Origin of the sequence: Maricaulis sp. (assembly GCF_048268525.1) — a bacterium.
Taxonomy (GTDB): Bacteria; Pseudomonadota; Alphaproteobacteria; order Caulobacterales; family Maricaulaceae; genus Maricaulis.
The window spans coordinates 96,418-116,445 of the sequence record NZ_JBLWVH010000003.1 but is presented as its reverse complement, the minus strand read 5'-3'; the positions used below and the strand labels follow the sequence as shown (position 1 = coordinate 116,445).

General features: G+C 63.5%; 18 protein-coding genes and 2 tRNA genes. 8 read left to right on the top strand and 12 right to left on the bottom strand.

What is annotated here, in order from left to right; translation table 11 throughout:
* Window positions 1–90: 90 nt before the first annotated feature.
* From ACN0X9_RS02860 to ACN0X9_RS02850, 3 genes are all read left to right on the top strand, one after another.
* On the top strand, window positions 91–435 hold the full coding sequence (locus ACN0X9_RS02860; protein WP_417486124.1) for a GIY-YIG nuclease family protein: 345 nt from the start codon (window positions 91–93) through the stop codon (window positions 433–435).
* A 280-nt stretch (window positions 436–715) separates the two neighbouring features.
* Complete coding sequence (locus ACN0X9_RS02855; protein WP_417486123.1) at window positions 716–1,588, top strand: diacylglycerol/lipid kinase family protein; 873 nt, start codon at window positions 716–718, stop codon at window positions 1,586–1,588.
* Window positions 1,585–2,370: a metallophosphoesterase family protein gene (locus ACN0X9_RS02850; protein ID WP_417486122.1), complete on the top strand. Its 786-nt coding sequence runs from the start codon at window positions 1,585–1,587 to the stop codon at window positions 2,368–2,370. Before ACN0X9_RS02855 ends, ACN0X9_RS02850 begins: the two co-directional genes overlap by 4 nt.
* Window positions 2,371–2,549: 179 nt before the next feature.
* Here ACN0X9_RS02850 and ACN0X9_RS02845 read toward each other — a convergent pair whose 3' ends face one another.
* Window positions 2,550–3,641 carry a DUF2336 domain-containing protein gene (locus ACN0X9_RS02845; protein WP_417486121.1) on the bottom strand — a complete coding sequence of 364 codons (1,092 nt, stop codon included), beginning with the start codon at window positions 3,639–3,641 and terminating at the stop codon, window positions 2,550–2,552.
* Window positions 3,642–3,718: 77 nt separating this feature from the next.
* The gene (locus ACN0X9_RS02840) at window positions 3,719–4,150 is read right to left on the bottom strand and encodes a hypothetical protein (RefSeq protein WP_417486120.1); all 432 of its coding nucleotides are present in this window, start codon (window positions 4,148–4,150) and stop codon (window positions 3,719–3,721) included.
* 177 nt (window positions 4,151–4,327) lie between these two features.
* Here ACN0X9_RS02840 and ACN0X9_RS02835 point away from each other — a divergent pair, with 177 nt between their 5' ends.
* The 3 genes from ACN0X9_RS02835 to ACN0X9_RS02825 all read left to right on the top strand — a co-directional run bounded on the left by ACN0X9_RS02835 (window position 4,328) and on the right by ACN0X9_RS02825 (window position 8,305).
* The gene (locus tag ACN0X9_RS02835) at window positions 4,328–5,599 is read left to right on the top strand and encodes an MFS transporter (RefSeq protein WP_417486119.1); all 1,272 of its coding nucleotides are present in this window, start codon (window positions 4,328–4,330) and stop codon (window positions 5,597–5,599) included.
* 4 nt (window positions 5,600–5,603) lie between these two features.
* Complete coding sequence (gene msrB / locus ACN0X9_RS02830; protein WP_417486118.1) at window positions 5,604–6,011, top strand: peptide-methionine (R)-S-oxide reductase MsrB; 408 nt, start codon at window positions 5,604–5,606, stop codon at window positions 6,009–6,011.
* A gap of 104 nt (window positions 6,012–6,115) precedes the next feature.
* On the top strand, window positions 6,116–8,305 hold the full coding sequence (locus ACN0X9_RS02825; protein WP_417486117.1) for a S9 family peptidase: 2,190 nt from the start codon (window positions 6,116–6,118) through the stop codon (window positions 8,303–8,305).
* A gap of 240 nt (window positions 8,306–8,545) precedes the next feature.
* Here the strand turns inward: ACN0X9_RS02825 and ACN0X9_RS02820 are convergent, their stop codons facing one another.
* From ACN0X9_RS02820 to ACN0X9_RS02775, 10 genes are all read right to left on the bottom strand, one after another.
* A complete protein-coding gene (locus tag ACN0X9_RS02820) occupies window positions 8,546–9,163 on the bottom strand; it encodes an energy transducer TonB (RefSeq protein WP_417486116.1) in 618 nt (205 codons plus the stop codon).
* Between the two features lie 220 nt (window positions 9,164–9,383).
* Complete coding sequence (locus ACN0X9_RS02815) at window positions 9,384–10,868, bottom strand: tetratricopeptide repeat protein (RefSeq protein ID WP_417486115.1); 1,485 nt, start codon at window positions 10,866–10,868, stop codon at window positions 9,384–9,386.
* Between the two features lie 212 nt (window positions 10,869–11,080).
* Window positions 11,081–12,604, bottom strand: coding sequence for a tetratricopeptide repeat protein (locus ACN0X9_RS02810; protein ID WP_417486114.1), 1,524 nt, complete (start codon window positions 12,602–12,604; stop codon window positions 11,081–11,083).
* A 156-nt stretch (window positions 12,605–12,760) separates the two neighbouring features.
* A complete protein-coding gene (locus ACN0X9_RS02805) occupies window positions 12,761–13,378 on the bottom strand; it encodes an energy transducer TonB (protein WP_417486113.1) in 618 nt (205 codons plus the stop codon).
* Between the two features lie 14 nt (window positions 13,379–13,392).
* The gene (locus ACN0X9_RS02800) at window positions 13,393–13,794 is read right to left on the bottom strand and encodes an ExbD/TolR family protein (RefSeq protein WP_417486112.1); all 402 of its coding nucleotides are present in this window, start codon (window positions 13,792–13,794) and stop codon (window positions 13,393–13,395) included.
* Window positions 13,795–13,805: 11 nt separating this feature from the next.
* Entirely contained in the window at window positions 13,806–14,213 is a 408-nt protein-coding gene (locus tag ACN0X9_RS02795) for an ExbD/TolR family protein (protein WP_417486111.1), read from the bottom strand.
* The gene (locus ACN0X9_RS02790; RefSeq protein ID WP_366511486.1) at window positions 14,210–14,746 is read right to left on the bottom strand and encodes a MotA/TolQ/ExbB proton channel family protein; all 537 of its coding nucleotides are present in this window, start codon (window positions 14,744–14,746) and stop codon (window positions 14,210–14,212) included. Before ACN0X9_RS02790 ends, ACN0X9_RS02795 begins: the two co-directional genes overlap by 4 nt.
* A gap of 14 nt (window positions 14,747–14,760) precedes the next feature.
* The gene (locus tag ACN0X9_RS02785; RefSeq protein WP_417486110.1) at window positions 14,761–16,149 is read right to left on the bottom strand and encodes a MotA/TolQ/ExbB proton channel family protein; all 1,389 of its coding nucleotides are present in this window, start codon (window positions 16,147–16,149) and stop codon (window positions 14,761–14,763) included.
* Between the two features lie 22 nt (window positions 16,150–16,171).
* Window positions 16,172–16,954: a DUF3450 domain-containing protein gene (locus tag ACN0X9_RS02780; protein WP_323762542.1), complete on the bottom strand. Its 783-nt coding sequence runs from the start codon at window positions 16,952–16,954 to the stop codon at window positions 16,172–16,174.
* Between the two features lie 636 nt (window positions 16,955–17,590).
* A tRNA-Gln gene (locus ACN0X9_RS02775) sits at window positions 17,591–17,665 on the bottom strand.
* Window positions 17,666–17,902: 237 nt separating this feature from the next.
* On the opposite strand from ACN0X9_RS02775, the gene ACN0X9_RS02770 reads away from it, so the two are divergent.
* Window positions 17,903–17,979 (top strand) — tRNA-Pro (locus ACN0X9_RS02770).
* A 185-nt stretch (window positions 17,980–18,164) separates the two neighbouring features.
* A complete protein-coding gene (gene sppA / locus ACN0X9_RS02765; RefSeq protein WP_417486109.1) occupies window positions 18,165–19,952 on the top strand; it encodes a signal peptide peptidase SppA in 1,788 nt (595 codons plus the stop codon).
* Window positions 19,953–20,028: the final 76 nt, after the last annotated feature.

The window sequence follows — 20,028 nt, the reverse complement described above, 5'->3', positions numbered from 1 at the left end:
TGCAGACGCACTCGTCGTAGGGTTTTTCTTGCCGGGCGTCACAACACGGCGTGACCGGGGTCACAGCCCCGCCCCGGACCACGCATCACTATGACGCGACGAAAGGCCAAGCCGGCGGGGGCCACATTGGCGAAGCATCCGTGCGTTTACATTCTGGCGAGTCAACGAAACGGCACCCTCTATATCGGGGTGACCGGGAATATCGCCATGCGCGTCATGATGCATCGCGAGGGCAAAGGCTCTGCCTTCACGCGGAAATACGGGGTCAAGCACCTCGTCTGGTATGAATTTCACCAGGATTTCGGCTTTGCCATCGAACGCGAGAAGCGACTGAAGGTATGGCGGCGAAAATGGAAACTGACTCTAATCGAGCAGATGAATCCTGACTGGGAGGACCTCTATGAGAGCATCCAGATGTGGGCGCCTATGGACTAAAACCTCCCTCCAACCGTCATCCTGACTTTCGTCAGGATGACGATCGGGCGAAGCCGATACGGATTCATTGAGCCGCCAGGCATACCGACACACTGGACGGCGCCACTCAATCATCCGGGAAACCGGGGACAGGCAACCGGCGCGGAACCGCGACACTCATCCTTGTCACCCCTGATGAACGCCCGGCGCAGGGTCGACAGTGCCGCTTGAATGAACCCGCCGCACTGGACCCGCCCCGCAACACGCCCACCTTGGCGGCAGGCCTGACAGGAGCGCCCCTGTGAAACGCATAGCCATCGTCATGAACCCGCGCAGCGGCACGCTCGCCCGATCGGGCGACGAGCTGGTCGAGGCGTTGCGCGATCATCCGTCCGTGTGCCGGATCGGCGACCTGGTCGAGGATGGTGACAACGCGCTCGCCGCGGCGATGGACAGCGAGGCCGATGCCATCGCCATTGCCGGTGGCGACGGGACGATCCGGGCGGTGACCGAACAGGCGCTGGAGGCGAAATGCCGGCTGCCGCTGATCCCGCTGCCGCTGGGCACCGCCAACCTGCTGCCACGGGCGCTCTATGGCGACCGCGACGCGCTGACCATTCTCGATGAAGTGGACGGGTATGACCGCCACGAACTCGCTGCCGGATCGCTGGACGGGAACCTGTTCCTGATCGCCGCCGGCATCGGCTTTCCGACCGCCCTCGCCCGGGCGCGGGAGAGCCTGCGTGATGACAGCCGACGACATCCCCTGTCCGGCGCCTTGCGCGGAACGGCGGCGGCGCTGGGTCAGGCCTTCCGGCCGCGGCTGACCTGCCGCTTTGACGGGCGCAAGGTGTCAGGGCGCGCCTCCGGTCTTTACGTCACCCTGGCCACCGACCCGCTGCACGAGACCCTGACCGACACGCCCGATGCGGGCTTTGCCGCCGTGCTGACCAGCTGGCGCCATATCGGCGACATGGCAGCGGCCCCGGTCGACACGCTCACCCGTACCGACAATCCCGACGCGCGCACCCGTCCGGCCTGTTTCGACACCGCCGAAATTCGCTCGCGCAAACCACTGGCGGCGATGGTGGACGGCGAACCGCTCACCCTGGGCCGCCTCGCCCGCATCACCCGCCTGCCCGACCCCGTCACCGTGTTGAAACCGACCGCATGACCCGCATCATCCACATCGCCGATCTACATTTCGGCGCCGAAGACGCCGAGCTGGTGGCCGGGTTCGAGGCCGCCTGCGCCGAACTCGAACCGGATCTCATTGTCGCGGCGGGAGACTTCACCCAGGCCGCACGCTGGCGCGAACTGGACGCCGCTTCGGCCCTGTTCACCCGGATCGATCGCCCCGTTGTCGGTCGCCCGGGCAATCATGATGTCCCGGTCTATGTGCCCGGCGAACGGGCCTTCCGGCCGTGGCGACGCTTCGAGCGGTCTCTGGGTGACCAGGTCAGGCCAAGCTGGAGTGGTCCGGACGTCCAGGTGGAAACACTGCACACGGCTCGCCGCGCCCAATGGCGGCCGGACTGGTCACTGGGGCGTGCCGCGCCGCGCGATGTCGATGCGGCCCTCGACGCCTTTGCGGCCGCCGGTGCGAAAACCCGCATCCTCGCCTGTCACCACCCGCTGGTCGCGCCCGACCCCGCCGACGCCCGCGCCGCAACCCATGGCGGCGCCGAAGCGGCGCGGCGCCTGTCAGCCGCCTGCGATCTGGTCCTGACCGGTCATCTGCACGAAACCTTCGTCCTGCCCTCACCCGATCCCGACCAGACCTGCTGGTTCATCGGCACCGGCACCACCTTCTCACGCCGGACACGGCTGGAGACAGCCAGCTTCAACCTGATCGAGATCGATCCGGAGGGTATCCGCATGACACGCCAGGAAAGCGATCCGGCGGGCCGGTTTGGCGCCGGACGGGTGTGGGAGCTGGAGCGGCGGGAGCGTTAGGCCGAGGCCTGACACCAGGTCCTCGCCCTTGATGGGCGAGGTGGATCGTCGCGTCAGTGGCGAGACGGAGTGGGTGATTGCCGGCCGGGATTGGAACGCTGACCCGTCTCCCCCCTTCCGACGTGGCGCGATGCGCCGCGCCACCTTCCCCATCAAGGGGAAGGACCCACCGAAGTCCCCTATTTCCCGCCCTTGTCTTCCATCGACAGGTTCCAGTAGCGCAGCACGGTCTGGGCTTTTTCTACCGACAGGCTGTCATAAACCTTGCGCGCCTGGGGGACGGGTTCGCTGGCCAGCGAGCGTCCGAGGCCGCGCCAGAAATTCTCGAAACTGGGCCATTTCAGACCGGTCGCCTTGCACAGGACCGCGATCGGTTCGCCGGCCATGTCATCGACCATTTGCAGGACCAGCCGGCGATCAACATTGGCGAGGGTGGAGATTTCGGTGACGATCTCCGGCAGCGCGCCGTCCATCGCCATCGCTTCCAGCGTGCCTTCCAACGAACCATAGGGGCTCAGCTCGGCGGCTTCGCGATTACGCTGGCGACGGTCGATATAGCGCAGGATGCGCGTGACCATCGGGTCGGACCATTCCTCGGCCGCGGCCATCGGGAAGATGTCCTCGGAGGCATCGATCAGGATGGCCCGATCAACGGCGAAACGCTCCAGGATCTGTGCCCGATCGACATGTTCGCATGTCCAGAACAGGCGGAAGGCCTGGGTCGGACGCAACTCCTCGCGCTTGATCAGGAGGTGGGCGAGCTTGCTCTCCTCTGCGGCCATGCCGACCAGGTGGTCGACTGTGGGCATGGCGAGGATGCAGGTCTTGTTGCGCAGCAGGCGTTCGATCACCGGAATTTCACCGGCCGCCGCCAGCGAGGCCGAAACCGTCGCCGACAGGCTCTCGCGATTGGCCAGCGCCAGACGGTGCTGCAACTTGCCGATCCGGGCGATCTCCATCATGTCGAAATCAGACAGGGCGAGGCAATCGGCAAGGATCGGCTCGGCGACCTCGAATTCATCGCAGGCCAGCGTCCGAAGCAGACGGCTGGGCGCGTCGGTCAGACCCGACAGGCGCTTGGCGCAGCGCTTGCGCAACTCGATATCGCTGGCCCGGATCACATCATAGAGCAGATCGCCGACGATCCAGCGCTCACGCGGGGTGATCCGGCTCGACGGCAGACCGACAATGTCGGCCAGCCTTTTGGCCAGCACCGCGCGGGTGCGCGTGGTGACGGGCTCGCTGAGCTCAAAGGGTTCGGCATTCGCCATGATGGGGCCTGTCAGATCCGGTCTGACGGACAGGATGGGGCCTGCGCGTTAACGAATCGTGGTCGCAAGCCCGCGGGTCAGCCCCTGCCGATGATGGGCAGCCTGTCCCGATCCATCCAGACCAGCACGGCCGAAATCGCACCGAAGACCACCGCCATGCCGAACAGCATGGGCGAGCGCTCATAGCCGCCATCCGCCGTGAAAGCGACCGGGGCATTGATGCCCAGCCAGGGCGTGAGGTGGAAGACGATGGCGCCGGCAATGACGGCCAGCGACAGGGCCGCGCCGAAACCCTCGAAGCGCTTGAGAAAAACCCCGGCCAGCAGCAGCCCGGCAGCGAGGATTTCCAGCACACCGGTCAACAACCGCACCTGGGGTTCAAAGAAAGCCATGCCGGACGCGTTGGCGATATGGTCGAAAACCGCGTTGGCGGCACCGAATTTCTGCAACCCCATGAAGATCAGGAAGGCGGCGAGCAGCAGGCCGAAGCCGGGTTTGATGAATTTCATTATTCGCCTCATTTGACCCTGTCGCGGGTGTGGTTGATTTGCTTAAGGCCAACATGTTGCTAGACAAGGCGCAATACAAATCACGCCGGATCACAGAAACGGCGATCCTCCGTCCGCACGAGACCCGATCACACCTTGCCCGTCTTTCGCCCCCTTGCCGGCAATCGCAAGCTTCGCATGCCGCCTTTCGGTGCCTATCTGGTGCTGGTGGCCGGCTGGTTCTTCGGCTTCGGCCTGCAGACCACCCTGTTTCCCGGCGTCATCACCTTCACCCTGCAGGAAAGCCCGGAGCGGCTCGGACTCGCGCAGGCGGCGCTGACGGCACCGATGATGTTGCTGCTGCCCTTCGCCGGCGTCCTCGCCGAACGCAAGGACCGGCGCGGCATTGTCTTCTACTTCTACATCTTTGCCGGATTGTCGGCGGGGGCGCTCGGCCTGATGCTGCTGACCGGTCACCTGACCTATTGGGTGATGGTCGGCTTTGCCCTGTTGATCGGCGTCGCCGGCGGGTTTGTCATGCCGGCCCGCGACAGCGCCATCAATCCGGTGGTCCGCATCTCGGCCCGGACGCGGCATGGCGGGATCGAGCTGCAGCGCGCTGTGGTGATGGCCTCGGCGGTCCAGTTCGGCGCCCAGATCGCCGGCATGGCGGTCGGCTATTTCGCGGCCTATACCGGCCCCGGCGCGCTGTTCCTGATGCAGGCGGCGGGCCTGTGCATTGGCGGCATCTCTGCCGCCTTCCTGCCGCGCCTGGGCTCCAAGCGCGACACCTCGACCGCCCATCCGATGGCCGACCTCGCCGATGGCGTGAAAGCGGTCTTCACCTCGCCGGTGCTGATGCCGATGACGCTGATCATGATTGCGCTGGGCATTCTGGTCGTCGGCGGCTCCTTCCTGGTGCTGATCCCGCTGATCATCCGCGAGAGCTATGGCGGCGGCTTCCCGGAGATTGCCAGCCTGATGGTCGCCTTCTGGGTCGGTGCCCTGGTCGCCAATGTGGCGCTGGTGAAATTCGGCCAGATAGAGCGTCCCGGACGCGCCTTGATCCTGGCCCAGGCGGTCACGGTGATGGCGACCGGCGCCTTCTTCTTTCACCTGCCCTTCTGGTCGCTCTACCTGCTGGTCTTCGGCTGGGGGCTGGGTGCCGGCGTCGCCATCTCGCTGTCACGCTCGGTCGTGCAGGAACAGGCTCCGCCGGACAAGCTGGCGCGGGTCATGTCGGTCTACCAGCTCGGCCTGTTCGGCGGCATGCCCGCGGGCGCGGTCCTGATGGGCGTGGTCGTCGGTCAGCTCGGCCCCAATGTCTCGGCGCTGATCCCGATGTTCGGACTGGGTGCGGTGCTGTTGGTCATTTGCCTGACCACCCCCATATTGTCTGTGAGGCGCGGCCAGCCCCACGCCCTGCCTGCGCCCGACACCGCCGCCACGCCCCCCGCCACGCCGGAGTAACAACATGCCGCGACTGAGCGCCGCCGAAATCGAGGCCCTCAAGGCCAAGCTCGATCCGCACACCCATGCGATCGCCTTCGAGGAGGGCACCGAGCATGCCTTCAGTCATCCGTTCAACGCTGAAAAGCGCGACGGCCACTATCACTGCAAGGTCTGCGACACGCCGCTTTTCGCCTCGGACCACAAATATGACAGCGGATCCGGCTGGCCCTCTTTCTGGCAGCCGCTGGACAGCGACACGGTCGAGACCAAGACCGATTACAAGCTGCGCCTGCCGCGCACCGAGATCCATTGCGCCAATTGCGGCGCCCATCTGGGCCATGTCTTCGAGGACGGGCCGCAGCCGACCGGTCAGCGCTTTTGCACCAATGGCGGCGTGCTGGACTTCCAGCCCTCAGCCAGCGAAGAATAGACCGGTATCTTGAGAGGAATTTCATGCGTTATTTGCCGCTTGCCGGGCGTCTCGGTGCGGGCCTTCTCGGCCTCGCCCTTGCCGCCTGTAGCCAGGAGACTGCCATGACGACCGACACTTCGGCCGCCAACACCACAGCCGTGACCACGCACGGGGCGCTGATCACCCGCGCCCAGGGCCTCGAAGCGCCTCGCGCCGAGCAGCGCCCGGTGACCATCGAACAGGTCGGCTTCACCCGGGTCGACGAGTATCAGTGGATCAAGGACGAGAACTGGCAGCAGGTGATGCGCGAGCCGGAGGTGCTGGACAGCGATGTCCGCGAGCTTCTGGACGCCGAGAACGCCTATCTCGACAGTGTCATGGCACCGACCGAGGCGCTGCAGGAGCGAATCTTCCAGGAGATCCGCGGCCGCATCAAGGAAGATGACAGCTCGGTACCCGAGCGCGATGGCGATTTCGCCTACTACACCCGCTATCGCGAAGGCGGCCAGTATCCGGTCTTCGCCCGCCGTCCGGTCAATCCGGAAACCGGCGAGCCGATGGGCGATGAGGAAGTCCTGGTCGATGGTGACGCCGAAGCCGCCGATTTCGACTATCTCGACTTTTCCGACATGGAACACTCGCCCGACCACCGCTATGTCGCCTTCGGCGTCGATGTGCGCGGTTCGGAATATTACGAAATCCGGGTCAAGGATGTCGCCACCGGCGCCATCGTCGCGACCCTGACCGATGAAAGCTCGGGCGATTTCACCTGGGCCAATGACAGCGCCACCCTGTACTGGGTCTGGCGCGACGATAACGGCCGCTCCAAGCGCGTCTATCGCCAGCCGGCCAATGGCGGGGCGTCCGAGCTGATCTATGAAGAGCCCGATGACGGCTTTTTCGTGTCGGTCGGCCTCAGTGACAACAACAACCACATCGTCATCAATGCCGGCGGTCACACCTCCAACGAGATGCGCCTGATCGATGCCAATGATCCGGCCGCCGAGCCGGTGCTGATCGCGGCGCGCGAGGATGATGTCGAATACTATCTCACCGAAGCCTCGGACCGCTTCTACTTCCGCACCAATATCGACGGCGCGGTCGACTACAAGATCATGTCGGCCCCGCTCGACAATCCCGGCCGCGAAAATTGGGAAGAGTTTGTCCCGCACCGCCCCGGCACGCTGATCAATGGCGTGATCGGCTTTGCCGACTGGCAGGTCCGCGTCGAGCGTGAGAACGCCCTGCCGCGTATCGTCGTGCACGAATACGCCACCGGTGAGGAATACAATATCGACTTCGACGAGGAAGCCTATTCGCTCGGCGCCTCGGCCGGATACGAGTTCGCCACCGACATTCTGCGTTTTTCCTATGAAAGCCCGTCAACGCCGGAAGAGACCTATGACTTCAACCTGCGCAGCCAGGAGCGCACGCTGCTGAAACGCCAGGAAGTGCCCTCGGGTCACAATCCGGAAGACTATGTCGTCCGTCGCATCATGGCGCCCGGCCATGATGGCGCCCAGATCCCGGTCACCATTCTTTACCACCGCGACACGCCGATCGATGGTAGCGCGCCGCTGATGCTCTATGGCTATGGCTCCTACGGGATTACCATTCCGGCCGCCTTCCGCGTCACCCCGCTATCGCTGGTCGATCGCGGCATGGTCTATGCCACCGCCCATATCCGCGGCGGCATGGCCAATGGCTATCAATGGTATCTGGACGGCAAGCTGGAGCAGAAAATCAACACCTTCCGCGACTTTGTCTCGGCCGGTGAAGCCCTCGCCGAGCTTGGCTATACGTCCCGCGGCCAGATCGTTGCCTATGGCGGCTCGGCCGGTGGCCTCTTGGTCGGTGCCGCGATCAACCTGCAACCCGACCTGTTCGCCGGGGCCATTGCCGCTGTTCCCTTCGTCGACGTGATCAACACCATGTCGGATCCGGAATTGCCGCTGACGCCGCCGGAATGGCCGGAATGGGGCAATCCGATCGAGAGCGCCGACGATTATCAGACAATGATCGAATACTCGCCCTACGACCAGATCCAGGAAATGGCCTATCCCCATGTCCTGGCCACGGGCGGCCTCACCGATCCGCGCGTCACCTATTGGGAGCCGACCAAATTCGTCGCACGCCTGCGCGATCGCCGTACCGATGACGGTCTCACCCTGCTCAAGATGAATATGGGCGCCGGCCATGGCGGCGCCTCAGGCCGCTTCGACAGTCTGCGCGAAACCGCCCTCAACTGGGCGTTTGCGCTGATGGTCGTCGGCCTGGCCGATGATGAAGTGGACGCGATCGCGGCGGAGTAGCGGCGGCACGTGTGATTGAAATGGGAAAAGCCCGGGCCTTGGCCCGGGCTTTTTTTGTGCGTTTCCCCTTGCCGTTGTCATCCCTGATGGACGCCCGGCGAAGGCCGGGCGCAAGTCAGGGACCTATGTGGTTGCGACCTGTTAGGTCCCCGTCCTGCGTCCGGCCTTCGCCGGACATCCGACGGGGATGACAAACGTTGGATGGGTTGCGTGGGGGGTACAGCCCCCCACGCCCCTTACTTACCCATCAAGCCGATAGTCCAGCCTTGTCGTCGCACCGCGGAAATGGATGGGTTGACCATTTTCAATCTGCGGGTTGTAGCGCCAGCGGCTGACGGCGTTCAGTGTCGCCTGTTCGAAGGCGCGGCTGTCGCAGGTCATCGGCCGGATATTTGTGGTCTGACCTTGCGGCGTGATGTCGAAGATCACCGTGCAGCTGCCGGAATTGCCCCGGGAGGCCTCTCGCGCCGGGAAGACCGGCTCGATACGGACGATCGGCACGGGAGATCGATCCGGCGTGACCAGACCACCTGTATGGCTGATCTCCGTCGGCGCCACCGGCGGCAGGGCGTAGGTGACGCCATGGCCCGGATCGGTCGGCACCGCGCGATCCACCGGCAGGCGTTCAATCGGCGGCGGCGGTTCGACCGGCGGGATTTCGGTGATGTCGATGCGGACATCCAGTTCGGTGTCATCCGGAATGTCGTTGATCACGAAACGCGGCGTCTCGCTTTGCTCCACGCGCTCCACTCCGGGAACGGCGATCAGGTCTTTCATCATCAGGAAAAGTCCGATGGTGACCGCGCCGGCTATCGGCAGCACCATCGGTGTACGCAAGTGTTGGATCATGGCTGTCATTGAACAGGCCTCCCCACGGGCGCGTTCTGCATGGCCTCACAGAGGTATGCCCCAAGATCCGGCCAGGGGCCCGGCACCGTCCACCGGCGCCGGGTTGGCCGGTGCGGGTCGGCCTCACAACACGAGGCCTCGCCGCACTGTCAGCCTCACCCCCGGTCGCGGCGGAAGCGGGGCGCAATCGCGGTCAATTGGGGCGATTGCGGGGTCATCGCTTGGCGTCTCAGGTCCGGTCCGCCTCGGGCAAACGATTGCCATGACGGTCGAACCAGGGCTCGCAGCGCGCCGGGATGTTCAGGATGCGGATGCCGTCACCGTCATACTCGTCCGGCGAGACAACAATCTGCCGGCGGGCCCGTTCGACCTCGATTTCGCAGTCCTCGATAGTGATCTGCCGCTCCAGCTCTGCGGCAGCAGCGAGGATGGCGCGCTTGCTGGCGATGAATTCGAGCCAGCCTTGTGCGCCGGCGCGGGAATACTCCCACTCCAGAGCCCGGTGAAAGGCCCGCGAGGCACCACCCAGATCGTCCTGTTCCATGCGCGCATTGCCGATATAGGTCCAGATATCGCCGGGCCGGGACAGGCCGCCGCGATTGAGGGCCTGCACGAAAATGGCTTCCGCCTCGGAAAAGCGACCGGCCTGGTAGAGCGCCTCGCCATAGGCCTCGAAATCGGTCCCGGCGCCGGAGGTGGTGGCGACCCGTTCCAGCACCGGCATCGCCCGCTCCCACTCACGGGCATGACGCCACAGATTGGCCAGCAATTGCATGTTGGCGGTCGAGGCCTCCACCCGGCCGGCATTGAGCTCGCGCTCCAGCATCACCGCGCCGCCATAGGGATAGTCATACCAGGAGTAATACTGGGCCAGACGGACCAGTTCGCCGCTCGAGGTCAGCATGCCGTTCAGATACATGATCCGGTTGACCTCGAAGGCGTCGGCCTCGCGATCGAGCTGCGCCAGCAGGCTGGCATAGCTGGTCCAGTTGGCCTTTTCGGCCGGCCAGCGTGTGACCATCGCTTCCATCAGGGCAAGCTGGTCGGGCATCATCGCGAGTTGCTGGTAATAATAGAGCAAGAGCGAATAGGTCTGGCGGTCGGCCCCGTCGGCCTCCTCCTCCTCGGCCCTTGCAAAGGCGAAGCGGGCATAGGGCAGACCGCCCTCATGGTCCTCAACCCGGGCATGGGCCTGGGCCAGGCGCGCGGCCAGGTCGCGATTGAGCGGGACACCGCGGGCGATCGCAGCCTCGATCAGATTGATGCCACCCCGATAGTCATCAGCGACCATCAAAAGCTGGCCGGTATTGATGCGAAGGGCGTTGGCGTCGTCCTCGGGCAGGATCGCCAGGGCGATAGTCGACCGCCAGTCGCTGATCGCGCCGGCGAGATTGTCGAGCTCGTAGCGGGCCCGGCCACGCTGACGCAGCAGGACGGCGCGCTCATAAGGGCTCAGCGAGCCATTGTCGATCATCTCGCTATAGCCGGCCTCAACCTCGCGCCAGCGTTCCTCGCCCTCCATCTCGATCAGCTCCAGCAACCGATTGCCGACCGAAGGCGACAGCACGCCCGGCGCTTCGTCCAGCGTCGCAGCATGTGCTGGCGTCAGTGTCACGCCGGACAGTATGACTGCCAGCGCCAACACCATTGCAGGTGCAGCCTTGGCCACGCACTGCCAGGCGGCCGCAAGGGCCGTTCTGATTGAAGTCTCCATGTGCCTCTCCCCAATCCATGACGCGAACTCCCCAGCCCGGCATTACCGTCATGTCATGAAAGCTTCGGCGCGGTTCGCGGCGGGAATGGGGCGATTTGGGGTTGTTTTGATGGCCAAGCGATCCGGCGATTGCAGTTCCGCCCTGCCCCAGAACGAAAAACGCCCCGGCTGGGAGGCCGGGGCGTTGATCGTGTCAGACTTGGACGACGGGATCAGCCGGCGTCGGTCTCGTTGGCTTCGGCTTCCGCTTCAGCGACTTCGCTGATCTGCTCGCCGTGGACATTGTAGAGGTCGGAGCAACGCTCCGGCACATCCACCACGATGCGGCCATTCTCATCGACATCACCCAGCAGGGTCGCCGTCTCCATCAGGTCACTGATCGAGAAGCGGCACTCGTCCTGACGGACCTGCTCGCGGATCCGAACACGGTCACGGGCAGCGCGCTGACGGTTGGTGATGAAAGTTGCCCAGCCATTGGCTGTCCGGCGCGAATACGGGTAGCGCGCCCCTTCGCGGAAAGCCGCCAGGGCGGACTCTTCGCGACCCAGCTCGGCCCGCACATTGCCCAGCAGCGTCCACGCATCACCCGGACGGTCAAGACCACCACGGTTCAGAGCTTCGGTGAAGGCATCCTCGGCCTCGTCGAGCTGACGGCGCTGCCACAGGGCTTCGGCCAGCTTGAGGAAGTCGTCGCCATCGCCGGTCAGCTGGGCCAGCTGACGCAGGACCGGGATGGCCCGCTCCCACTCACGCGACTGGCGCCACATATTGGCGAGGAGGTTGAGGTTGTTGCGGGTCCGCTCGACAACACCGGCATTGAGCTCACGCTCGAGAATGACGGCGCCGCGATAGGGGTATTCGTAGAAGGAATAATACTGGGCCAGCGCCACGATCTCACGGCTCTCGGTGAGCATGCCGTTGATATACATGATCTTGTTGGCTTCAAACGCATCCTGCTCGCGACCCGTCTGGGCCAGCAGGGAGGCGTAGGAGCGCCAGTTATTCTTCTCGGTCGGCCAGCGTCCCACCATCTCCTCGATGATGCGGAACTGGTCCGGCACACGCTCGAGCTGCTGGTAGAAGAACAGCATCAGGGAATAGTCACCACGCACCCGGTCAGACCGCGGCTGGGCATTCCAGAAACGTTCGGCCCAGACGACACCGTCACGGAAGCGTTCGGCCTGGGCGTAAGCCTGGGCCAGCATCCGCATGATGCGGGGATTGAGACCGTCATTTCCAAGAACAGCGACCGCGGCTTCAAGCGCCTGGATGCCGCTGGTGTAGTTCTCCTGGGAAATGTAGAGCTGACCGATATTGATACGCAGGTCAGCGATTTCCTGCGGCAGCATGGCGCCGGTGGCGATCGCCGCTTCCCAATCCTGGATCGCGCGCGTTACCTGGTCCATCTCGTAATAGGCACGGCCCCGCATCTGCAGCGAAATCATGCTCTCATACGGGTTGATGCTGGAATTGCCCAAGGCCCGCGTCAGGGCCGTGATCGACTCCTGGAACTGGCCATTGGCCTGGAACTCCTGCGCTTCCAGCACGATCTGACCGATCGCCGCCGAGAACACACGCTCGGCCTGGTTCTGCTCGGAGTCTTCCTCGTTATTGTTGTTCCGCCGGCGCTGGGCATCGGCGTCGGTAATCATCACCCCGGCCATGGTCACGGCGAGGGCGAGTGTCGCGACAGAGCGCAGCAGGCCCGATGTATCGAAACCGTTGAAACGGATCATCGATGGCTCCTTCATACCGGCCCCAACTCCCCGGGGTCGGCTTTCCAAAAACTCACGGGGATGCGGACCGCTTGGGTCCTGGTTCATCCCTGGCGACGGTTCAGCCCAGGCGGCCGGTGGGGCGCGGCAGACCTGCGGTCCGCCGCGCCCGTATCACTATTCGGCCAGTCGGAAGTCGAAGCGGGTTTCCACGCCACGGCGGGCGACAGGAACACCGTTCTCGACTTTCGGGTTGTACCGCCAACGTTCGACAGCCCGGGTCGATGCGCGCTCGAAGAAAGAGCTGTCGCACCGATAGATGTCGATATTGGTCGGCGTACCGTCCGGCGTCACGTCGAAGCGGACATAACAGCTGCCCTCAATCCCACGTTCCGCAGCGCGGAGCGGGTATTGCGGCTCGATCCGGACCAGCGGCTGGGCATCACGGTCAGAGACCGAGAAGCTGACGCTGTCCGAGTTCAGCTGAGGCGCTTCGAAGTCAGGAATGGCACCCATGACGGTGGCCAGACCTTCTGACGGCTGCTCGGCACGCTGCCGCTCGATCTGCGGCGGCGGGGGTGGTGGGTCAACCTGTTGCACATCATCGATCGTGGTGTCGCGGACACGGGCTTCCACCTCGGCCACTTCATCATTGATCGAGAAGGTGACGTCATCGATCTCTTCGGGCTGATCAACCTGATCAACCTTGATGAGATCCTGCATCACATAGAACAGGAACACCGTGACGATGGCCGCAACCGGAACGCCGATAACGAGACGTATGAAACTTCCCATTTTCTTTCCTCCCGCTACTGCAACGTCGAAATCTTCACTTCGACTTCCATCTCCGAAAGGAGCTCCTGGACGTCGAGGATCAGACCGATATTGGCACCTTCATCACCCTGGATCATGGCCTTGCCCAGCGGGTTCTCTTGCAGCAATTGCTCGATAACCCCGCGGAGTTCGTTCATTTCATAGACCCGGCGGTTCACCCAGATCTCGTTGTCCGCGGTCACGGCAACAAGCATGGACGGGTTCTCGTCATCTTCGGTCACGGCGTCGGGGCGGGTGGTATCCACGCCCGGCTCCTTGATGAAGACAGAGGTGACGATAAAGAAAATCAGGAGGATGAAGACGACGTCCAGCATGGGCGTCATGTTCAGCTCGACATCTTCCTCGTCGGTATTCACGCGGCTTGCACGTCTAGCCATGTCTACCTCCCCTATCCGTCGGTCTGACGCTGGATTGAAACCGGCACGCCATTGGCACCCATTTCATCCCAGATCTGAACGATGATGCCGTGATGGGCTTCGTCATAGACCTCGAGGAGGACTGCGGAGTTCGGCTCTTCCGCCCGGAAGCGGTTGACGGCCGAAAGCACGCGGTCGACATCGGTGCGGACCTGGTTGACGAAAATCTCGTTATCCCCGTCCACCTGGATGACGATCGGCGGAGCCGCGTCAGGTGGCGGATCATTCGGATTGTCCTGCGGCGGTCGCATGTCGATGCCTTCTTCCGACAGGAAGGTGGCGGTGACGATGAAGAAGATGAGCAGGATGAACACGATGTCGAGCATCGGCGTCATGTTCACTTCGGCCTGGTCATCCTGGTGTTTTTGGCGACGCCTCATTCCACTGCCCCCTCACCAATCTCGAGCTCATCGGCAAGCTTCGACACGCGACGCTTGGCGAGGATTTCGATCTGGTTGGCGAAGATGAGCCCCGAAAGGGACGCCACCATGCCAGCCATGGTCGGGATCGTGGCCCGGGACACACCGGCCGACATGGCCTGGGCGTCCGAGGAACCCGAAATCGACATGACGTCAAAAACCGAGACCATGCCGGTCACTGTTCCCAACAGTCCGAAGAGCGGCGCGACAGCGACGAGGGTTTTCACCAGCTCGACATTCTGATCGCAACGCGATTTGACCTCCGAGATGAGTTGGTCGCGGATGGCGTGGGCATACCAGCTGTTCCGGTCTGCCCGCGCATTCCACTCCCTCTTCGCCGATTTCGCAAAGCCCTCATGGGCCATGTAGAAATAGGCGAAGCGCTCGAGGATAAAGGCCCACATCACAAATGTTGTTGCCATGATGACAACCAGGACGGGGCCCCCGCGCTCGAGGAACTCCTGAAGGCCGGTTTGTACGGCCTGGAAATCCATAACGCTTCCTCCGATTAGCCTTGTGCGCGTTCTTCAGCGTGGCGGGCAATCATGCCTGCCGCCTGCTCTTCGAGCACCTGCTGAACGCCGCGCGCGAAGCTTTGCGCGAAGCTGTGGATGAACAGAAGCGGGATCGCCGCGATCAGACCCAGAACCGTGGTCATCAGGGCTTCGGAGATACCACCGGCCATGATGCGCGGATCGCCCGTACCGAACAGGGTGATCTGGGTGAAGGTCTTGATCATACCGGTAACGGTACCGAGCAGACCCAGCAGCGGTGCAATACCGGCAGCCAGCTTGAGGAAGTTGAGACCGAATTCGAGCTTCGGCGTCTCCTGCAGGATGGCTTCGTCGAGCTTGAGTTCCATGGTCTCGACGTCTTTGTCCTTGGCGCTTTCATAGGCCAGCATGACGCGGCCCAGCGGGTTGCCCTTGGAACCGGACGACTTGCGCTTCTGACCACCGACGGCAGCCTGGGTCATCAGCAGCGAGATCATGCGGAAGATACCGAACAGGGCGGAGATGATCAGCAGGCCGATGATGACCTTACCGACATTGCCCGACTGCTCGATACGCTCATTGAGGTCCGGAACGTCCTTGTAGATGTTCAGGAGCGCGCCACGCGACGGATCAACAACACCTTCGACGATCTCACCCGGGTTCGCATTGAACAGGGCAGATGCGGCGCCGATGAAGTTGGCCGGCGGCTGGGCCGCCATGTCGGTCAGCGAATAGGCACCGGTGTTCTCGCTCTGGCTCCAGAGCGCGAAACGCTGGTTGTTGTTGTAGTTGGTGAAGGCAACAAACGGACCGACACGGGTGATCGGCACGGCTTCGCCGTCGCCCAGACCGGTGACACGACCATTGAAGGTCACGACCTGCTGCTGCTGGATCATCTCTTCGATGACACGGCGCGGAATGAAGTCGAGTTCCGCACGGGTCGGCAGGGTCCGCGAGTTGGACAGGGTTTCCAGCGCATCGGCCCGGCCCGGGAACTGACCCGAGATCACCGACTGGTCGATGATGGCGGCAAATTCGCCGGCCGCCTGACGGGCGGCACCGAACAGCTCACCGAACGCACCCTGGCGCTGGCGCAGCTCGGCATCAAGTTCGTCAATGCGGATCTGGTTGTTCTCGAAGTCAGCGGACAGCTGGGTCGCCTGACGCTCGAGCGAGGCCAGCGTACCGCGTGCGGTGTTCAGCTGGGCCTGCTGGGTGTTGGTGGAGGACTGGAACTCACGCAGGCGGGCCGCATTGTCGGCGCTCGCTTCACGGGCGTCGGAACGCACGCGGTTGAGGAGTTCGTTGAGGGAACCGGCGGGCTGGGTCTGGGCCACAGCACCGGCGGAAAGAGCCACGCCAAGAGAAACGGCAGCGGCGAGCATCTTCATTGTGGTTTTCATCTTAACTCTCCGTTCCAAGCCGTTACTGGGCGACCTGCGGGCCAGGCAGCGGCACGAGGAAGATCGACGGCGTCGTCACTTCGTCGGCGATGCGGATGGCACGCGTCACATTGGCAAGGTAGCTGTTCGGCAGGGCTTCCCAGTCAGACGAACCGTTGTGCAGGATCGTCATGGAGTTGTCCGGGTAGCGGCGGATCATCGCGACGCGACCGATCTGCAGGACTTTCACCTGAACCGGAATGCCGTCTTCCAGGACTTCCTCGTCATACGCGTTCACACCGCGGCCGTAGGAGGCTTCGATGTCATAGGCGTTGAGGATGACGCGGTAGCGTTCAGCCGGGGAGATGTTCGGATTGTCGATCAGCTCGTAGAGGCGCTCGATGCGGGCCAGACGGCCAGCTTCGCCTTCGAGGCGGAACGGCAGGTCGAGCGTCACGAACTCCTCGAGGAGCACGACCATTTCGCGCATCATCGGCGCGAGATCACGCTCGATATTGTCAACGCGACCGATCTGCTGCTCGAGCGATGCGATCTCGTTTTCCTGCGAGCGGAGGAAAACCTGCTGCTGTTCAACGAACAGGCGCTGCGACTCGATCTGCTCGAGCAGTGCGCGATATTCCAGTTCGATGTCCGTCCGCTGGTCGTCCAGCTGTTCGATGCGCGTCTGGGTCTGAGCCCCGTTCGCCGTATCACCACGCGCGACTTCGAGCGTTTGGTTCAGCTGCGCAACGGCGGCCCCCCCAAAGGCGCCCGCCGCCACAGTCGCCATAAGCGACGCGCGAACCAAATTCTTCAAGTTCACCATTTCTCGCCTCACAATGGTCTATGCGGGTTTGTCCCGTAAGACTCCCCGCCCCAAAAAAACTTCGATGCTGAGCCAGCAAAACCTGCTGACCTGGCCCCCTACTCCTGGTTCAAGCGGCCTAGCCAAGCCACCGATATCAGCGGCTTAACGTCCCAAGTCTGCACGAGTGGTTACCGCAACTGCGGTTCACCCGGTCCGTGACGGTTTCCCCGTCATCTCGTCGGCACAGAAGCGCCGCTTGAAAATCCGTTGAACGCTAACACCAGCGTTACACTACGATCAATACATCTTTGTGGCTGGAATGCGGCCCGAACTGATAACAATAAGGCGAGATTCGCCTCTCACGATCATCCCCTGACCGCAGTTCGCGCAAGGATAGCAATGCCAGCCCCATGAAGTTGCGTTCAAATACCGCCCGTCACGCCAGGTTCACGCCCCGCCGGGCGGCCCTCACAATCAGGTGATCAGCCCATCGGGACACGCGGACATCACCCGCTCGGGCGCCGCAACGGCCAGCTGACCGATTCTCGCCAACGGATTTCGGTCGCATCACGGGATTGAGGGCATCGAGCGGACCGCTACCGGCGCCGCAGAGCACCTGCGATCACCGGGTCAGCCGGGTATTTCTGGAAAAGATGGCTGGGGCGCCAGGATTCGAACCTGGGAATGCCGATACCAAAAACCGGTGCCTTACCACTTGGCGACGCCCCAACCGGAGCCGTCTAAGACGGCGAGCGGCGTAAATACATAACCCCTGAGGGGGATGCAACGGCCCTGTGCGGTTCATCTCAGTTCAACCCGCAGATTTTGCAGTTGCCGGCTCGCGGCCGGGCCCTGCCCGCCTGCCTCCGCGGGGCTGACAGGCGGCCATCCTGCGCCTCACTGCGCACGCCTGCCTTTGCCGCGTTGCACGGCACAGAAGAGTTGGCTATAAGCCGCGCCTCGGTTCGGAGTATAGCTCAGCCTGGTAGAGCACCGTCTTCGGGAGGCGGGGGTCGCAAGTTCGAATCTTGCTACTCCGACCATTCCTTTCCCGCCTCATGATTCCCGTCATTTCGACGTCGGGGCCGCGATCATTCACGGCACCCGGGATCATGCGACTGCACATCCCTCGACCCATTCGCGCCAACGCCCTACATAATGACCCAAACAGGACCGCAACTTGCAGGGCCTGCCACATGTCATGAAAGCGCGGGGCGAAAGGGCTCTTATGAAACAGTTCTGGATTACATTCTTCGGGTCGATTGTCGGCGTGGTCGTCGGATCCATCCTGACCCTGGTACTCGGCCTCTTTCTCGTCTTTGCCACGATCGGTGCGCTGGTCGAGGGCGCCCAGACAGAGACCGCCCTGCCCCAGACCGCCATGGTGCTGGAACTGGACCTGCGCGATGGTCGCCTGGACAGCCCGTCACGCTCGCCCTTCGGTTTTGCCGAACCGCTGTCCACCGTCGAAGTCGTCCGCACGCTCGAGCGTGCCGAAACCGACAACCGGGTTGCCGGCCTGTTCATCCGGGCCAATGAATTCGGCATGTCGCCGGGCGCTGCGGAAGAATTGCGCGGCGCGATCGAGGATTTCCGCGCCGCCGGCAAATTCGTCATCACCCATGCCCAGGGCTTTGAAGGCACCAGCGTGACCGGTTATTTCGCCGTTTCCGGTTCCGACCAGATCTGGCTGCAGGACACGACCAGCTTCACGGCTGCCGGCCTGGCCTCCGAAACCATGTTCCTGGGCGGCCTGTTCGCCCATTTCGACGCGGTCCCGCAATTCGAGCAATTCCACGAATACAAGGGCGCCGCCAACACCTACACCCAAAGCGACTTCACCGAGGCGCACCGCGAAGCGACCGAATCATTCCTGGGTTCGATCTATGACACTGCGGTTCTCCGAATCGCCGAAGACCGCAGCCTCGAAGAATCTGCCCTGCGTGCGATGTTCGAATCAGCCCCGCATACGGCCGAGGAAGCCCAGTCACTGGGTCTGATCGACCAGCTCGGCCAGGTCGTTGAAGCCCGCGAAGCCGTGCGCGGCCGACTGGGTGGCGAGGCCAGCTTTGTCGAGATCGCCCAATACCACGCCCAGTCGGCTCCGGCCTGGAGCAATGGTCCGGTCATCGCCCTGATCGAGGGCCAGGGCGCCATTGTCACCGGCAACCCCACGGGCAGCCCGTTCGGTGGTGAGGAAATGATTGGCGGCGACTTCATGTCGGAAGCCATCCTGGCCGCTGCCGACGATGCCTCGGTCCGTGCCATCGTGATCCGCGTTGATTCGCCGGGCGGATCGGCGATTGCCTCGGACCAGGTCTGGCATGCCATCATCCGGGCCCGCGAAGCCGGCAAGCCGGTCGTCGTGTCGATGGCCTCGATGGCTGCATCGGGCGGCTATTATATCGCGGCGCCGGCCGATTATGTGCTGGCTCACGAGACCACGCTGACCGGTTCGATCGGCGTGCTCGGCGGCAAGATCGTGCTCGATGGCACATTCGACCTGGTGGGCCTGAACGCCGAGACCATCGCGGTCGGCGGCGAATACGCCACCGCCTTCTCGGGTCAGCAGGAATGGACCGACAGCCAGCGCGCGGCCTATCGCTCGCAGATGTCGGATATCTATGACGACTTTACCCAGCGCGTGGCCGATGGTCGTGACCTGCCGCTGGAACGGGTGCTGGAAATCGCCCGCGGCCGCGTCTGGACCGGGGCCCAGGCTCTGGATCTGGGTCTGGTCGACGAGATCGGTGGCCTGCGCGATGCCATTGGCGCCGCCCGCCAGTTCGCCGGCATCGACGCCGACCAACGCATCCGCCTGCGTCGCTTCCCGGCCGAGCGTTCGCCGATGGAGGCCTTCCAGGAACTGTTCGGTGTTTCAGCCGAAACGGCCCAGTCAGCGGCTCGCCTGAATGCACTGATGGACATGCCGGAAGTGCGCGCCGCCCTGCAGGCCCGCCAGGAGATGAACCAGCCCGGCATCCAGATGCGCTCCAGCACCGCCGTGCCGAACTGATACGCGGTCACCGCCGAAACGGAAAAGGGCCCGCACCAGCGGGCCCTTTTTTGTCTCGAAGGGAGGAATCGAACCC

What these genes read in the sequence shown, in the direction of transcription:
- ACN0X9_RS02835 (WP_417486119.1), top strand. Translation starts at nt 4,328, where the DNA reads ATGCCGCCTTTCGGTGCCTATCTGGTGCTGGTGGCCGGCTGGTTCTTC.
- ACN0X9_RS02785 (WP_417486110.1), bottom strand. Translation starts at nt 16,149, where the DNA reads ATGAAAACCACAATGAAGATGCTCGCCGCTGCCGTTTCTCTTGGCGTG.
- ACN0X9_RS02815 (WP_417486115.1), bottom strand. Translation starts at nt 10,868, where the DNA reads ATGGAGACTTCAATCAGAACGGCCCTTGCGGCCGCCTGGCAGTGCGTG.
- ACN0X9_RS02810 (WP_417486114.1), bottom strand. Translation starts at nt 12,604, where the DNA reads ATGATCCGTTTCAACGGTTTCGATACATCGGGCCTGCTGCGCTCTGTC.
- ACN0X9_RS02800 (WP_417486112.1), bottom strand. Translation starts at nt 13,794, where the DNA reads ATGGCTAGACGTGCAAGCCGCGTGAATACCGACGAGGAAGATGTCGAG.
- ACN0X9_RS02805 (WP_417486113.1), bottom strand. Translation starts at nt 13,378, where the DNA reads ATGGGAAGTTTCATACGTCTCGTTATCGGCGTTCCGGTTGCGGCCATC.
- ACN0X9_RS02795 (WP_417486111.1), bottom strand. Translation starts at nt 14,213, where the DNA reads ATGAGGCGTCGCCAAAAACACCAGGATGACCAGGCCGAAGTGAACATG.
- ACN0X9_RS02845 (WP_417486121.1), bottom strand. Translation starts at nt 3,641, where the DNA reads ATGGCGAATGCCGAACCCTTTGAGCTCAGCGAGCCCGTCACCACGCGC.
- ACN0X9_RS02780 (WP_323762542.1), bottom strand. Translation starts at nt 16,954, where the DNA reads ATGGTGAACTTGAAGAATTTGGTTCGCGCGTCGCTTATGGCGACTGTG.
- sppA (WP_417486109.1), top strand. Translation starts at nt 18,165, where the DNA reads ATGAAACAGTTCTGGATTACATTCTTCGGGTCGATTGTCGGCGTGGTC.
- ACN0X9_RS02860 (WP_417486124.1), top strand. Translation starts at nt 91, where the DNA reads ATGACGCGACGAAAGGCCAAGCCGGCGGGGGCCACATTGGCGAAGCAT.
- ACN0X9_RS02820 (WP_417486116.1), bottom strand. Translation starts at nt 9,163, where the DNA reads ATGACAGCCATGATCCAACACTTGCGTACACCGATGGTGCTGCCGATA.
- ACN0X9_RS02825 (WP_417486117.1), top strand. Translation starts at nt 6,116, where the DNA reads ATGACGACCGACACTTCGGCCGCCAACACCACAGCCGTGACCACGCAC.
- msrB (WP_417486118.1), top strand. Translation starts at nt 5,604, where the DNA reads ATGCCGCGACTGAGCGCCGCCGAAATCGAGGCCCTCAAGGCCAAGCTC.
- ACN0X9_RS02850 (WP_417486122.1), top strand. Translation starts at nt 1,585, where the DNA reads ATGACCCGCATCATCCACATCGCCGATCTACATTTCGGCGCCGAAGAC.
- ACN0X9_RS02790 (WP_366511486.1), bottom strand. Translation starts at nt 14,746, where the DNA reads ATGGATTTCCAGGCCGTACAAACCGGCCTTCAGGAGTTCCTCGAGCGC.
- ACN0X9_RS02840 (WP_417486120.1), bottom strand. Translation starts at nt 4,150, where the DNA reads ATGAAATTCATCAAACCCGGCTTCGGCCTGCTGCTCGCCGCCTTCCTG.